This is a genomic window from Gimesia sp., assembly GCF_040219335.1.
Taxonomy (GTDB): domain Bacteria; phylum Planctomycetota; class Planctomycetia; order Planctomycetales; family Planctomycetaceae; genus Gimesia.
The window spans coordinates 1-14,777 of the sequence record NZ_JAVJSQ010000043.1; the positions used below are offsets into that span (position 1 = coordinate 1).

Annotated in this window: 13 protein-coding genes and 1 pseudogene; 7 read left to right on the forward strand and 7 right to left on the reverse strand. The window is 49.2% G+C overall.

Going from position 1 to position 14,777, the window contains the following annotated elements; all coding sequences use genetic code 11:
• Together RID21_RS29730 and RID21_RS29735 are read left to right on the forward strand one after the other, a co-directional pair.
• Positions 1-187: pseudogene (locus RID21_RS29730) on the forward strand (hypothetical protein); the annotation flags it as partial.
• Positions 188-320: 133 nt separating this feature from the next.
• Positions 321-950 (forward strand): hypothetical protein, encoded by a 630-nt coding sequence (locus RID21_RS29735; RefSeq protein WP_350195334.1) that lies wholly within the window; start codon positions 321-323, stop codon positions 948-950.
• 118 nt (positions 951-1,068) lie between these two features.
• Here RID21_RS29735 and RID21_RS29740 read toward each other — a convergent pair whose 3' ends face one another.
• Together RID21_RS29740 and RID21_RS29745 are read right to left on the reverse strand one after the other, a co-directional pair.
• On the reverse strand, positions 1,069-2,829 hold the full coding sequence (locus RID21_RS29740) for a reverse transcriptase domain-containing protein (protein ID WP_350195336.1): 1,761 nt from the start codon (positions 2,827-2,829) through the stop codon (positions 1,069-1,071).
• Positions 2,830-3,333: 504 nt separating this feature from the next.
• Positions 3,334-4,794, reverse strand: coding sequence for a hypothetical protein (locus tag RID21_RS29745; protein ID WP_350195338.1), 1,461 nt, complete (start codon positions 4,792-4,794; stop codon positions 3,334-3,336).
• A gap of 194 nt (positions 4,795-4,988) precedes the next feature.
• Between RID21_RS29745 and RID21_RS29750 the strand changes: the two genes are divergently transcribed.
• The 5 genes from RID21_RS29750 to RID21_RS29770 all read left to right on the forward strand — a co-directional run bounded on the left by RID21_RS29750 (position 4,989) and on the right by RID21_RS29770 (position 7,713).
• A complete protein-coding gene (locus tag RID21_RS29750) occupies positions 4,989-5,195 on the forward strand; it encodes a hypothetical protein (RefSeq protein ID WP_350195340.1) in 207 nt (68 codons plus the stop codon).
• A 231-nt stretch (positions 5,196-5,426) separates the two neighbouring features.
• Complete coding sequence (locus tag RID21_RS29755) at positions 5,427-6,323, forward strand: hypothetical protein (RefSeq protein ID WP_350195342.1); 897 nt, start codon at positions 5,427-5,429, stop codon at positions 6,321-6,323.
• 76 nt (positions 6,324-6,399) lie between these two features.
• Positions 6,400-6,711 carry a hypothetical protein gene (locus RID21_RS29760; RefSeq protein ID WP_350195344.1) on the forward strand — a complete coding sequence of 104 codons (312 nt, stop codon included), beginning with the start codon at positions 6,400-6,402 and terminating at the stop codon, positions 6,709-6,711.
• Positions 6,708-7,229, forward strand: coding sequence for a hypothetical protein (locus tag RID21_RS29765; protein ID WP_350195346.1), 522 nt, complete (start codon positions 6,708-6,710; stop codon positions 7,227-7,229). Before RID21_RS29760 ends, RID21_RS29765 begins: the two co-directional genes overlap by 4 nt.
• Before the next feature lie 358 nt (positions 7,230-7,587).
• Positions 7,588-7,713, forward strand: a complete 126-nt coding sequence (locus RID21_RS29770; protein ID WP_350195348.1) for a hypothetical protein — start codon at positions 7,588-7,590, stop codon at positions 7,711-7,713.
• A 451-nt stretch (positions 7,714-8,164) separates the two neighbouring features.
• On the opposite strand, the gene RID21_RS30725 is transcribed toward RID21_RS29770, so the two are convergent.
• From RID21_RS30725 to RID21_RS29800, 5 genes are all read right to left on the reverse strand, one after another.
• Complete coding sequence (locus RID21_RS30725; protein WP_502892635.1) at positions 8,165-8,986, reverse strand: DnaJ domain-containing protein; 822 nt, start codon at positions 8,984-8,986, stop codon at positions 8,165-8,167.
• A gap of 233 nt (positions 8,987-9,219) precedes the next feature.
• Entirely contained in the window at positions 9,220-10,035 is an 816-nt protein-coding gene (locus RID21_RS29780; RefSeq protein ID WP_350195350.1) for a hypothetical protein, read from the reverse strand.
• 2,923 nt (positions 10,036-12,958) lie between these two features.
• Positions 12,959-13,741: a hypothetical protein gene (locus tag RID21_RS29790; RefSeq protein WP_350195352.1), complete on the reverse strand. Its 783-nt coding sequence runs from the start codon at positions 13,739-13,741 to the stop codon at positions 12,959-12,961.
• Complete coding sequence (locus tag RID21_RS29795) at positions 13,704-13,970, reverse strand: hypothetical protein (RefSeq protein ID WP_350195354.1); 267 nt, start codon at positions 13,968-13,970, stop codon at positions 13,704-13,706. Before RID21_RS29795 ends, RID21_RS29790 begins: the two co-directional genes overlap by 38 nt.
• A gap of 216 nt (positions 13,971-14,186) precedes the next feature.
• Positions 14,187-14,390, reverse strand: coding sequence for a DNA-directed RNA polymerase subunit alpha C-terminal domain-containing protein (locus RID21_RS29800; RefSeq protein ID WP_350195356.1), 204 nt, complete (start codon positions 14,388-14,390; stop codon positions 14,187-14,189).
• Between the last annotated feature and the right edge of the window lie 387 nt (positions 14,391-14,777).

Genomic DNA, 14,777 nt, shown 5'->3' on the forward strand with positions numbered 1-14,777 from the left:
GATCCAGCCACTGATGAATATTTCCATCGCCAATGGCTCGCACGGATATCTGCCAACACCCGAGCAGCACCGCCTCGGTGGCTACGAAACCTGGATCGGCGTGAACAAGGTACAACTCGATGCTTCCGAGAAGATGGTTGATGCCTTGATAGAGATGCTCGGCAGTCTGAATGCCAAGGATCGGTAAGTCGAGTTTGCTCGCAATTTTGCAAGCGTAATTAATACCTTCCGGGTTTCAGTTCTCTTCCCGCCCGCCACTATAAATAGAAACCCTGCTATTTATCTCGACATTCCCTACCAATTCGCGCGAGTTTTCGCCCTTGGAAAAAGTCCAGTCCCTTACCCCTGGTGAATCTGAGCCTGGCAGGGAAATTGATCCCGAAGATGGCGGACTATCCGCCCTCGGCTTCGCAGCACTCTGGGGAAACTACAAAGTATTCACCTTGAAACAGATCAAGGTCAGGCCCGATCATCCTGCGGTCTACGAACTATTGAGATATGCCGAGAGAGATGAAGGTTACGACCTGATCCATGATCTGCTCAAACAGGGGATGAATCCGAACGAGCAGGACAATGGAGGCTGTTTTGCTATCCAATCCTTGCTGGTTTCATTGGACTCATGCATGTTCATGAGATACAGCTCCCGGGACGATCACGGCCGGAAATATGATACAGAGACTGCACGTAACAAGCTTAAGCTAATTCATCTGCTGGCGAAGTACAACGGGAAATGGATACCTGCCGAGACTGGCGAGATCACAGAAGCTCGCCGGTCACTATTGAAAATGACTGCTGACTACACCGTGGAATTTGCCTGGATCATGTCAAAGTACCAAGCATGCTCGAAATCGGACATCAAGACTCTGCTAAGAACTCCCACGATCAAAAAACATACCAAGGACCACCGCCAGCAGCTGGATGAACTGATCGATCAACTCAGTACTGAGTAGCCCCCCTGAGATAGCACCAATTACTTGGTTCCCTTGAGAACCAGGCTTACCTTCCAGGATTCACTATCCAAGATTTTTCACCAGCCATTTGAAGTCTGCCGACTGGACTAGATACTCATTACGATTTACGTCCATAATCAGCCGGGATTTCCCCCCAGTCTTCTGTATTCCACTTCAGGACCGGATTGAGGTTAGTTTGTCGTGTTAACCAGAGAACTGCCCTAGTGATTCGCTGGTAAACTCGGGGGGATATCTTCTGACCTCTGGCACTTTTTGAGTTGATACGGAGACTCTTCAGCCAACTAATCGCCGTCTGGCTGTCGCTGTAGACAGGGCAGTCAATCCCCTTCCGCTTCAGTAGCTGAAGGCCACGCACGATTGCCAGGAATTCACCGATATTGTTACTCCCGCTAAAGATTGGCTCGACTCGAAAGGCTTCGCTTTTTTTATGCAACCATACGCCCTGGTACTCCATGATCCGCTTTTTATCATTCCAGGCAGCGTCCACACATAAACCCTCTGCGGGTATATCGAATTCATCCTCATTGACTCGGTCCTCAATACGCTGGCATAACTCTCCTCTCAGCCGGGCTACTCTCTGCCACCAGCGAGCATAAGCCAGTAGCCAGATAAACTTCAAAGTCTCCGAGTCAGGAATTTCATCAAAGCCACATTCTGAGGCGATCCGCTGAATCTTCTGAGTTACATGCCATCTATTCTCGTGACGAAAGCAGGGCCCCAGTTGGTCAAGCCAGCCTTCAACGATAGAGATCGCAAGAAGTGGAGAATCAGGTTTTTCATGAGCCCTCTCCAGACTTTCCCGCAGTGAAGACCATGAGCTTTCGTCAATTTTCGTGATCAAGGTCTTCATAGGGTACTGCACAGAGTACCCTAGCCACCTGGCTGACTTCTCCCGTCGTAAATCAATCATGGATTTAGAGCGACCACGCTTCAATGGAAGCCCTGCCCTCTTCAATAAATCTGACAGCCTATCCCAGGACTCACGGGCTTGCTTCTGGGTGCGACATATTAGCAAGATATCATCTGCGTAACAGATGATTTTTGTGTCTGCCAAACCAGGTTTCTGTTTCCATCTTCGGACAACATCATGGTACAGATACAAATTCAATAACAGTGGGCTCAGAGGAGCCCCTTGCGGTATCCCCTTTTTACGATTGTCAAGACGGACAAACTTACTGATCAGCTCCACTAATTCAGGGGAAGGTACATCTTTGTCTACGATTTGCATCAACCGTTTACGTGGTACGTTATCAAATGCATCTTTGATGTCCTCGGTTATCAACACAAAGCTTGAAACTTCGACCATCATTTTTTGAGCAAGAGCCAAAGCATCAATGCGATCATGGCCTGGCCTAAAGCCCAGGATTGTTTTCCCAAACTGGGGGGCGAGAAGAGGCTGTAAAATTTCACAGATCGCCCGCTGAACAACCCGATCCTCAATGTTCAGCAAAGCGATACTCCGCTGCCCACGACCTGGATCGTAACGATCCTTGGGAATACTTATCCTCTTTACTGGTCCTGGCTGATATGTACCCGCTTTTAATCTACCCTCTATTGCAGCCAGGAAATCCCATACTTCGTGGTCATAGAAGTCGCTGTACCTTCTTCCGTTGAGACCTGGTGCCTGCCCGCCGTTTACTGCTAACCACCGCCATTCCCTCCACAGCAAACGTGGGTCAGCAGCCCACTGAGGAAGATAATCTTTTATAGCATTGATCGCACCACGCCCCTCTTGTCCCGCTTTTTCCAGTCGGGCTTTGATTCTGTGATAGAACTGGTCTTTGCTCCCGACATGGTATCTCAAACTCCAGGCAGATAACTGGCCTGGATGTCGTTTCTTAAATGAGTTTGCATACATTCATTCTACCTCGTTAAAAAAAGAGATGGCTTCACATCCTATGTTGCCATCTCTCCAGCATTACGCTGAAAAATCAGTAGCTGCAGGCGAAGCCGCATATTGGGGTAAAATCATTAGGATTCATCGTCGCCTTCGTATGAACCTTTCGGAGCACACATAGACTTAGAAGAGAGACCTTAAATGTTCTGGTAGCCTTAAGGTAGTGACCATATAGGATGATCGCGTCCCTCTGGCTTCCCCAGTAGTAGCGAACGCCCAGCACACCTGTAGTGGTCATAGAAGTCTCGTAAAGATCCTTCTCTACGAGTCTCCAGACGAGCTCAGGCTTCAGGTTATCTTTAACGTCCCCCCAGTTGCGTGGGACGGTCCTAGAATCCAAAGAACCACCGAGTTCTAGAGACGGGTTACTATCGGATGAAACAGTGGTTTTCACCGGACAGCGGTTGCTCTTCAGGGTGGAGCTGAAGAGCGTGAGGGTAAAACACGAGTTTGCGCGACGTAGGATCATGGCGATGCCTCCTGTGCGACGGATCTCTTCGTGGTTTTACCTTGGGTTGAGGAGAGCCCGGGGCCCGACTGTTTCCAGCCGCGTTCCGCGTATCCCCTCCTTCTATCACGGACGTCTTCCACTGCGATCTTGTCAATCCCGTCGGCCAGCTCAATGATGATGAGTGTCGGAGTTTGATTTGGTCGAGTTTCTGACTCCCCAATAGTAGATCGTAGAGCACCGATGCCTTGTCCACCTGCAGCGTAGATAAGAACATCTGCATCAATGCCATTTAGCGCAGCCTGAGTGGTTGTGATAATTAACCTCTCAGGACAGTCACTTTGTGTATTATCATCGTTACCAGTTCCGTTGCACTTCAATTCCCAGCCAGGTAAACGTTTCTGGAGTTCAAGACCGGCTGCGCGGGATTCCACGAGGACAACAACCTGGGGCGAACTAGAGTTAGTAAAATGGGGCTTTCCCTGATGAAAAGGCACCCCGTATTTTTTCAGTTTTTTGTGGTTATCAGTGACAAATGCCCGCGCGATACCAGCGATATAATCATTGCGGCGATCATTATTCCAATAGTTATCCTGCTTCCACTCGATACAGCGTTCTTTGAACCCCGAAACTGGGGTGGAAGGTGGTTTCTGCCAGAGAACCTGAACTGCGGTTTCGCGTGACACATTGGAGTGGATTATTTTACCTGATACTGCTTCCAGTAGCAGTCTTTCAGGAGGACAGAGAGAGAGACTTGGCAATACGAAGCTGTAACAGCGATAAGGATGATTTCGAAAGATACCCATTGATCCGAAAAACCCCTTCTTCACAGCTTTCGCAGGATCAGGTAGCAGAATGATATCCCAGTCTTTATTATCACACCCACCAATCAAAGCACCACAAGTGAATAAGATGCGTGAAGGCTTGGCAGGCCAGTATTCCGACGGCTTAACACTGGCATCGAGTTCAGGGTCCTCAAGCCTGAGTTTGTTACACAAATTATCTGCGTCCACTGTTCTAGAAAGCCGTATCAATATTTTCGCTTTGGGAAATGTGTGAGCTATTTCAAGTATGCGTTGGACGACCTCATCACGCGTATTGACTTCAATCTGACCAATTGGGTTGTTTTTTAAAGCAAGTAGAAACTCTCGCTCACTCCCAGAGGAATTTTTCAAGAGACCCTGCCGCAACTTATGCTGTGCTGGAAAGCGACGATGTTCGATCACCTCAACTTTAACACCTGACTGCTCGAGGCGATCCACTATGGCCGGTATGAGTCCGGTAAGAACGATGGTCTGCCTAGATAGGCACTCTTGCCATATTCGAACATCTCTGGAACGCACAGGAATCCTCCCGTTGCCCTCGCTACTGAACTCTTTCGCTGGAAACTCAATAATGTCTTTAAGCAGACTTCTGCGAATTGAGGGAGCCAACCTGGATATTCCATGGTTAACATGGACTACTCCTGTTTGCGACATCTGTCTCTTCCTTACGCTACAACCAGACTTCAAAACTACTTTTTAAATCTTCAATCAACTCCTAGAGCACACACCGTCAACTCGACAGTACAACCGCCTGCTTTAAAGCGTCAAGTCCAATATTCACTTGAAACCCCTTAGGGGGCGGATGGTGCAATGAAACCCGGCAAATAACCCCAGGAAAGGCCACATAAATGATAAATGATACAATTAACTCGAAACGTCAGATCAAATTCCACATCACGGCAGATGAGCACCGGATCATCAGACTGGCAGCAGCACTCAGGGATACAACGATGGCTGAGTTCTGCCGTGATGTGGTGCTGAGGGAATCCCAGGATGTAACGAAGAACATCAAGCTCCCCAGGAGAAACAGTAACGTGGGTAAGAGTACTCACTGACATGATGCACTATTCAAGACCACGACGTCACTCTTCAGGGCGATCAGGCCAATGTACTCGTTCGTCTGGGACGTCAACAACACACTGAAATAACCGGACGACGTGATCGATATTCTGCTCTCAAATATCCCCCATTCGGGGGTAATGACGACCTCTACAAACTGACAACGTCTGGTTCGAAGAATTCGCATGTCGTATAATGTGGGCTTGTTTAATCACCGCACCTAAAAAGTGCTTTTTAAATCTGACATCAGACTTAGAAGGGAGTCTAAGATGATTCTGACAAACGCCACAGTCAAAGGTAATCCGTTTACCCCTCTCTCCTGGAGATGGGAAGCTGCAGAACAGCTACTCAGACAATCAGACCGCAACCTAGATCCTCATTACCAGGTAACCAGGGATGCTTTAGCCTACCTCAAAACCGGAGACAGACTGAAATACCCCGAGATCCATACTGCCCACCAGATATTTGAGGAAGATCGTCTTCGTCGCGCAGAACTGGAGTCGAGGATTCTGGTCGGACAGTCTGACTTGGAAATTGCTGAGTACTGTAATCTCACTCCTGAAGTGGTTCAGGTTTATGCCGATCTGTTCTTCTGCGTGCGTGACTTCCCGGGAGCTTTCTACTGGCAGTTGAAGCATGCTGTTGGTAGGCCACATTTTTACGGATATCAAGACCACAACCTGCGACAGATGTGGAACTGGTTCGGTCTGACGGGGCAACAGAAAGTATTGAACTGGGTCATCCAGTCCTACTACGCTGAGCTTAAACCAGGTGATGAGCCCACTCTGAGTGTTTATTTACGTCCGTCTTCGTGCGTGGATCGGAGAATACAGGGCAAAATAGCTATGCAAATTTTTTCTGACTTCCAGCCAATAGACAGGTTGGAACAGGAGTTTGCCTACTACTACCTGCTGACCCAGGCGCTACCCACACAAAAAGAAAGAGACGAGTCACTCCAAGAGTACAAAAATGACAGGATCGATTATGCTTACAAGTTTTTGAAAGGCCAGATTAAGAGGCAGCCCCCTCAACGAAAACGTCGTAATACAGCCCCGGTTTCTCCAGACATCGAGATCAGTAAGATCCAGAACAGGCTGCGATCCCTGGAGGCCTGTTCCAGTTAGAACCTATCCTGCCCTTTTTTGCTAGTTGATTCTGGGGAACAGGTAAAAACGTAGTGCAACATCATGGAGGATCATATTGAGTTGGGACAAGAAGAGAGGCAAATGCCAGTATTACTATCAGAGCCAACGCGTTAACGGCAAACCAGTCAAAATCTACGTGGGCTCAGGAAGAAAGGGAGCCGAAGCGGAGCGACAGGACCAGGAACGGCGTCTGCAACGTCAGAGTGACGAGCAACACTGGGAGACCATCCTGTATCAGGTCGACCAGGCAACTCGTTATACGACGGAAGTAGCTTCCCTCGGGACGCTGCTGCATAAAGCACTGCTAATTTCCTGTGGCTACTATCTCCACAAAGGACATGAATGGAGGAGACGTAAAACATCATGACGGAGCAAACAAAACTACCCAGTAAAGCCGAGCAAGAGGATTTGAATTTGGTCATCAAGAAAGCCAACGCAGGGGACCGGAAGGCTCTCAGCAAACTCCGGAAATTTCTTGATCAACAGCCTCAGATCTGGAATGAGGTTGGTGACATCGCCAAAATTGCAGAGACAGCCTGGATCAAGTTGATCGCCAAAGGTGATACTCTGGCGCAGGAGTCGCTTAAGAGAAAACTGGCTGCACTCAACCAGGAGATCCTAGGTGACACGGACCATATCTTTGACCAGATGCTGGCAGACGTAATTCGAGCGACCTGGCTGGAAATGCACTACCTGATGAGTGTTGACGCTGACGCCACCAGCAGAACTGCTGGCCAGAGTGCATTGATGATGAAACGCCTGGAATCGGCACAACGCAGGCACCTAACAGCAATCAAGCAGTATTGCCAGATCAAGAAACTGTTGCCCGGTGAAAACCGTCAGCCCGATCTCAGGATTTTCAAGCCGCGACAGGATTACGCGTAGAGGGTCTGCGCGGAACCAGCGTTCGCTACTGAAAAACGACTCGACAGGAACCGATTCGCGGTCTCTAGCAGCAGGCAGAAGAAAAACGGAGACAAAATCACTACCCGTTCGACACGTCGTGACGCAATGTTAAGTCAGGGAACGATTCAGGTCATGGTAAAGCCCTCCCGCTTCGTCTGCACGAGGTGGTCCTGGCATCCACGCAGCCTGGTAGACAATCCCCCCTCGCAAAAAAGGCTGGCCCCTTTTGGGCGGGCACGGTGAGTCGCACGAGGGCGTGAATAAGCAGGATGAGTCTACCCAAGCCGTTCGGCAGAGCAAACAGCAACATCCGCACGCGGTTCAAGCAGGCAGGGACGTGGCAGAGACGAACGCCAGCGATGTCGGGAAGCTCTTCGCTCTCGAAGCCGGCGGCGGAATTGCGCTGGGCTTTGTGCTGGGGCAGCGCTGCTGGCAAGGTTCCTGTCTGTTGGCACGGTGGTGACCATCTTGAAGAAGGCGACCGGCCGGGAATTCACGCCGCACGCGATCAAGATCATGACCTGGGGCGGCTAGCGCGGCGGGATCAGTGTTGCACTCGCCCTATCGCTCACGGAAGAGATCCACGCCCACCAATCGCAGTACGACAACGTCGGCGAACTCGTCCTGACCATGACCTACGTCGTCGTCGCCTTCCCGATCCTTGTCGGCGGGCTGAACATAGGGCCGATGCTGAGTCGGCTCGGTCTCGCGGGACAGGGTAAACCAGACGCCCCATAACTACTGACAGCGACCTGCTCCCGGGGTTCACTTCGACTCAACACCCAATTCAACGTGGGAAGTCAGCCGCCCAGAGTAGCTCCAGAATCCAAAATAAAACACGGTCAAGTTCCCAACAAATCAGCCACTGAGAAGTCATGATATTCAAGTATGGCAACCTCGCTGTTATACATCTCTCATGCCTTGCCAGCGGAATGGTCAAAATAGTTTCTGCATTTAGGACAAGTGACGGCAAGTTCCTCTTTGACCTTCGGAAGCCTGAGTTTTTGCCCGCAGGTAGGGCACGGAAGGATTTCATATTCGTGGCCAGATCCTGTGGGCTGTTTATTTACGGTACTAGACGTGAACGAATCTGAAGAAAAATTACCAGTCAGAATATTGTTTAGTAACTGGTGGAGGGAAGCCCCAACCCATGCACCGACTACGATCGGGATGCCAGCAATGATGAGCTTCATTAATTTGTGCATCTTGTATGAGAAGATTTTGTCCCAAAATCCGTTGCCCGGTTCCTGAAGAATCGATACTCTGTAGATAGCTTGATATAAATCGCTACAGACCAGCATCGCCAGGATAGCTCCTGCCACGCAGAATACAGTCCCGGAATAACTGCCTTCGATCTTCGGCATTGAAAAGTCCCCGAATATCTTTTCCGAACTGTACTTCGCACGCTTAACGTCGATAACGAGGCCGTCCATCCGCTTCTCGAAATCGGACCATTTTTGCGGATATTGTCGAGCCGCAGCTCGGGCGGACGCGGTTTCCTGGCGCCACTCCTCTGCACACTGGTCATCAAGCGGGGTCTCTAATAGTAGATCATACTCCCTTCGGAGTACTGGATCGCCTAAGATGGCATATGCCTCATTACATTGGACCATCCGTGCGTGATCACCACCGCGATCAGGATGGTTCTTTATCGCCGCCTGTTTATACGCCTTCTTGATTTCATCTTGGGATGCCTGCGGTGAAACACCAAGAATGGAATAATAGTTTTCAGTCATCCGTTGCTCCCAAGGTAGAACCAGTAATTAGCCGTTGCCGACGATACTAGAATCACTCCGCAAACGTAGTTGAGCTAGCAGTATGCATGATCGAAAAAGAGTTAGTAGTTTGGCAGGTGTTGCTGGTTGCTGCGTTGTCCTGGAATGTGCCTGCAGATAGTTCCACAGTCTGAGTCTGGCGAATGGAAATCGTTCTTTCTTCTTAAATCGCCTCCAGCTTGACGTTCATTGTATTACCAACCAATTGCAGAAAACTGGACACCATATTTTTCAGTAAGCTTGGACCTTACTTGCGAACTTCTTTGATTCCAGACGTAAGACAAATTGTTGAAAACGTCGTTAGACCTTGCATCATTTTCGGCTAAAGTCCCCGAAATATCAGCCAAGCCTCCAATAATATTTCCGCTATATCCATTCACGAATGTCCTGACAAACAATTGCTGTTCTTGTACAGAGTATTCCTGACAGAGCCTCACAACGCTTCTCAATGATCGTGCCGCTTCCAATCCCCATTCCACAGCTAACGGGTCAACATTTTCAGTCGGCAGCTGTTCTATACGTGTCGCGTACATATTGAAATATTCCATCATTTCTTTTCGGTTCTGAATACGATGCCCTCCTGAATCGAGGCATTTCGGTACCGCATTCCAGTATTTTAACGTAGCCGTCTTGGCTGGACCTGACGAGTTGTCAGGTAGAACCCTGTTATAAACTACGAATGCAACGAAAACACAAATCAATGCCGGGATGAAAGCATCATATCCTTCCCCCCCCTTTTGAACTTTTTCTATCGCTGTGCGCCCCAGGAAGAAGCTTCCAAGTCCAAGTGAAATAATGGCAATCCATCCCACGCCCCAAAGAAAATTACTCCATCCGAAGAACCATATGAGACCGACAAGTACTGCAAACAGAATTACCAGTCCCCGCAGAAGGTCTGACTCATCAGTTTCACCATTTTTCTGTGATTCACCATTATCAGTCGAATAGGGTCCTTCTTTAGGGTTACCGCTTGCAATCTTCCATTTAGAGTTGGGATTTCCTGGTTGCATATTTGATCGCTCCTGCCTGAAGGAAAGTAGTTATTCAGCGATCGTTCCTTCCAGCAATCAGTCAGGTATACCTGGTACTATGCGCATGAAAAAGGACGCTGAACCACGACCGCTCCAGACAACCCCCGCCAAGGGGCACCAAAGAACAGCACATGGCCAGCGCCCCATACGGGGCGCGGCTCAAGGGCTGCTTCTTTGGTAATATGAGCCGAAGCTCAAGTGGCGGTATTTGTCTGGAAGCAGACTTGACGCTCACGCGTCGCTCAAGTTGTTTTCATAAAGTCGGTGAAAACCGACATTCTCTCCTATCATGTTCAACTACGATGATTTCTGTAGATTGTTTTCTACGCCCATAGATCCTATACATATAGTCCTTCAATTTCAATAAGCACCATCCACTAGATGTTTACCAATATACATCTGGCCTGAAACTCTTGATCCAAATCACATTCTCAGCTTGGGGAACCGGGCTACAATGCGTATATTAAACAAATCAACAGTCGGGGCATCTGGAAAGTTGGAACCGGCATGTTTTTTTGAAGCCTGACAGCTGTCCGGAAACAAATTGACCAGTGGTGGCTTCCCTCTAGCAAAACCGGCCACACAGCGTACTGGAAACCTGCTCTTGGAGAAGCTCGTAGAAAATACTGCCCTGACGTACCTGGGATGGATTTGCCTTCGATTTCTAACATTCCAACTGTCACCGGGTTGAAAACAAGATTCATTTCAAGTGATAGATAAGTGGTTATGTCAAAAAAATGTCATGAATTCGGGTGCCATTTGGCGGCAGCAAAGACAGAGTCTGGCCAAATCCATTTTTGTGAGCAGCATGCACGTGAGCGAGGATATCAACTCTTACGTTGCCCGAAATGCGGATTTATGGACTGGATGCGGGGAGACCATGAGAATATATGTGGGATCTGTTTGGCGGAAAGTGGCCAGGACGTCCCACTTGAAGTGGTTACCGGATCGTTGCCAACGGTCCGGGGGGCGAGAGTCACACCAAGAACATTCTTGGGCTGGAAATATGCGAGGTCTAAAAGAGATTTTGTTGAAGGAGAGGTTTTACTCGTTGCAACTCATCCCCGGAATTCTGCAGCAAAAAACTCGTCGGCCCGTACCTGGCAAGTGGAGTCAGTTCTGGTCTGTTATGAGAAAGGTGGTGAGGTTCCAGCACTGAAACGACACGATGGAAATTACTGTGAATTCAAATGGAATGAAGTAGCCTGGTACATTAATTTGAAAGATCTACAGCCAACTTTGCATTCACTTCCCGTCCCCAATTCTTCCGCTCCCTGAAGAATGACCGAGATTGATTTCAAGCAAAACGGCATGTATTGAGTAGGCCGAAAGTGGGTTATGGAAGATTTCAAGGTTGCATCCATAAGCCAATTAGGTCACCCAGCGTCTCGTTTTGCCCCGAAGGTTTTTCTGTACCGAATAAAGTAAGGCAATCTCAGATCGCATCCGCCCTTCCCTCAATTTCCAACCGGCAGGCCCTCTGAAAATCCCTGGATGGTCTGTTTAAAAATATGTATCAAACTAACTCCCTGAGCATCCTGTGACGATATTTGTATATGTGGTCTCCTGCTCTAAACGAATTTCAGGAGAATCATTGAGCGCTGACACTACGGCTTCGACGACCTAAGCGAACTCTTCCCGTAGTGAATAAAAGCGTCCGTTACTTTCTGTCACGGACGCTTTTATTGTATCATCTTGAAGAGCATCCCCGCACTATGATGATCAGCCAGCAATATGAGCTTTGCCCTTCAGAAGTCTCGGCACTCTATCCCCACCCCAGATAACACGAAGTTATATGTACTTCGTCCAATTGAAGCCCGAAATCACTAAACAGCTGATAACCTCTCTTGGTTGAGACACTTCGCAGGGTTTGTTCCCAGGTACACAGCACGACCAGGACCCCGATCTTCCCCGACCTAAGCGTCGCAAAGGATATATACAAAAGGAACCCAGATGAGGACTTTGTAGCTGCATTCCCCTGTTATCCTCAATCAGCTACTGAAAGCCCCCTATGGTTTCATGGCGTCCCAAGCCCCCCTTAGGATCATTTTTAGCTTAGAAATGCCCTGAGCCCCTCTCAGGTGGCCTAGAATCGAGGCCATTTATCATGTCCGGGGTCTAAGATCCTCAGAATGTATCGCTACACAGCTTGCACACAGCAGGACGTATACATACAACCCTATCTCGCTTCGTGTATACTGAGGCTCGACAGGGCGCGGGAAATCACGCTCAACGGCTGATAAATCCCCCCCACACCTTAGCGGTTAACTTGTGGGTATCCCGAATGTGAGTCCGTGCTGAATTTTACCTGGTAACGCGATGGTGGTGGATTGTGGAGATTGTTCCTATCGGAGCTCCGCTGGTTACACTCGGGGGATCTTGACAGGGATTTCGACTTGATCAGGCAATGCCGCGCGTACGTTCTTCCCTGGCTTTGCTTTCTCCTATGGATCGCGATTGTCTCAGGCCGCTTAGCGGCGGCTGTGAGCGGCGGCTAAGCTTTGGTTCTCCTGGACGATGAGCATCCGACAGAGCGTGTGCAGATTTCGCCCCAGAATGCCCATTTGCAGGTAGAGTTCAAAGCCGTTCTCAGAACGGTCGCGACATCACTTCATCGCGTTATGCCCCTCGCCGATTTTGTCGCAAATGGCTTAAGCTATTCGTCGGACGAATTCGGTGCGTGGACATCCCGCCGGCTACTTCCACGACTGGGCTTATTCCTTGGGCAGCAGTAAGAATGATCGGAAGCGGACTGATCAGCGATCGCACCGCAACCTATAGTTGCACGCATCCTGGATCTCCAAAGCCTTACTCGCCAGTGCTCGCATCTCTTCATCGGCACGCACGATTACGGTGAAAGATTTTTGTCCTTGTTCTGACATTTAAAAACCACTTTCTAAATCTAACGCAGGCTACCTCGAAACGAGAGATAGCGCATGCTTTTGGTAGCTTCCAGGCACTCAACCAGCCGATCAGGCTCTACTTTAAACATGGAAGCCGGATAAGGCACGGTCTTCACGACCAGGTTCACCAGTTGAGACTTCTTTACGTGCGGGAAATACTCCGGGTGACAGGCCGCCTCCAGCTGGTTTTCGTAGGGGCTTCCCAGTAAAACGATGCCTGACCGCCAGGAGAGCCACTTTCCCGCTTCAGGTCGAGGACGCACGAACGTAAACACGAATGACCCATTAACGAGCACTCCCTGCTTTTGCAGCGCATCCAGTTCGGACAGCCTGAGACCAGTTGCGAGGCTGTGCGCCTCCTGCAGACTGTCAACAACGGTCGGCTTCCAGAACGCGAGCACACCCCCGCCAGTGCTCAACTGGTTCTTGGCGGGGAACATCACTGGCAGCAGGTGGTTCCAGACCTTGAACGTGTAATGCCTGCCCCAGCAGAACGGGCAGACCTTATAAAGCCTGCATCCGTAAGATCGCTGGTCCGTAACAACGCTGACTGGAGGACAGTTACGACCAAATACGAAACTCTTACGCGCTGGTTCGTAACCAGCCTCTCGCAGTTTAGGTAACAAAATCTGTCGCCAGCGTTTCTGCAACAACTCGATACACTTCTTCGGTTGCTTGTGAAACTTCTTTGAAACGCTGGGCATCACGACGCTTCGCCAGTAGGCCTGATCGCCGTAGCCGTTTTTAACTTCCAGAATTTTGTACTGCTTGTCCTTCGCCATTCGATTCCCCCTTTAACGGCAACGCAGCTACCGGATACTCGTCCACCCCGTCCTCTTCCCGCGATCCGACAAACACACGCAGATCGCCCGCACAGATATCGAGTACGATCAGCTGATCTGAACCCTCAATCTCAACGAGACCTCCGTGTCGATCGGAAGTGACGGTCATTTGATGCTTTTCATGTGTGTCTGCGTCTTCTACTTCGAACTGATAAGCAAGTTCTGACATAATTACCTCCATAGAAACAAAAGATGTTTATATAGCATAGAAACATCTCTCTAAAACCCATTAAAACCTATATAAACATCTTTTTCAACGCACATAGAAACAAAAGATGTTTATATAGCATAGAATCATCTCTAGTTGTTGATATATAATTACCTAAAGGTAATACAGTCTTACTTCGCTACGCTTACGCTTCGCTCGTAAGACTTAGAAAAATACCTAACTCTTCTTCTTCATCTGCTTACGAGAAAGACTCCATTCAGGATGAGGAACCTTCAGGCGATCCAGATGATCAATACACTCACTTAAAGTCATCTCCCCAAAGTTAGGAATCTTCATCAACTCCTCCTGAGTCATCTGAGCCAACTCCCCGATCGTGGCGACCTTGTTTGTCTCAAGACAGTTAACAGTGCGCACACTCATTCCCGAATCTCCAAGGGCCGATCCGAGCAGGGCATCCAGGCGCTCGATTAGTTACCTCTCCAAAATCACAGCAACGACTTCCGGGGCGCTCTTCAAAAAAGCAATCTGCTTCTTCACAGACAACTACCCGATCTGCTCGTCGTGGTTTCATGTTTGTGAGATTAGATTCCACACAGGACTCTCCAAGACACATGAGGCCGATCGGAGCGATGCCCGCACGAACGGTGATACCAGCTTCACCGTTTTGCGACGCTAAATCCTCTTTCAGGTCTCTGAAATAACATCGCGATCTGAGATGGATATCCCCAGGCAGTGTGGTAATGAGTCTCCCGTAACTACACGCGTGCAAGCTGATCACAGAGTGAATCTAAACGCTGTGCGATCTCC

Coding starts and splice junctions, on each gene's coding strand:
- RID21_RS29740 (WP_350195336.1), bottom strand. CDS start 2,829: ATGTATGCAAACTCATTTAAGAAACGACATCCAGGCCAGTTATCTGCC.
- RID21_RS29745 (WP_350195338.1), bottom strand. CDS start 4,794: ATGTCGCAAACAGGAGTAGTCCATGTTAACCATGGAATATCCAGGTTG.
- RID21_RS29750 (WP_350195340.1), top strand. CDS start 4,989: ATGATAAATGATACAATTAACTCGAAACGTCAGATCAAATTCCACATC.
- RID21_RS29765 (WP_350195346.1), top strand. CDS start 6,708: ATGACGGAGCAAACAAAACTACCCAGTAAAGCCGAGCAAGAGGATTTG.
- RID21_RS30725 (WP_502892635.1), bottom strand. CDS start 8,986: ATGACTGAAAACTATTATTCCATTCTTGGTGTTTCACCGCAGGCATCC.
- RID21_RS29780 (WP_350195350.1), bottom strand. CDS start 10,035: ATGCAACCAGGAAATCCCAACTCTAAATGGAAGATTGCAAGCGGTAAC.
- RID21_RS29790 (WP_350195352.1), bottom strand. CDS start 13,741: ATGGCGAAGGACAAGCAGTACAAAATTCTGGAAGTTAAAAACGGCTAC.
- RID21_RS29795 (WP_350195354.1), bottom strand. CDS start 13,970: ATGTCAGAACTTGCTTATCAGTTCGAAGTAGAAGACGCAGACACACAT.
- RID21_RS29800 (WP_350195356.1), bottom strand. CDS start 14,390: ATGAGTGTGCGCACTGTTAACTGTCTTGAGACAAACAAGGTCGCCACG.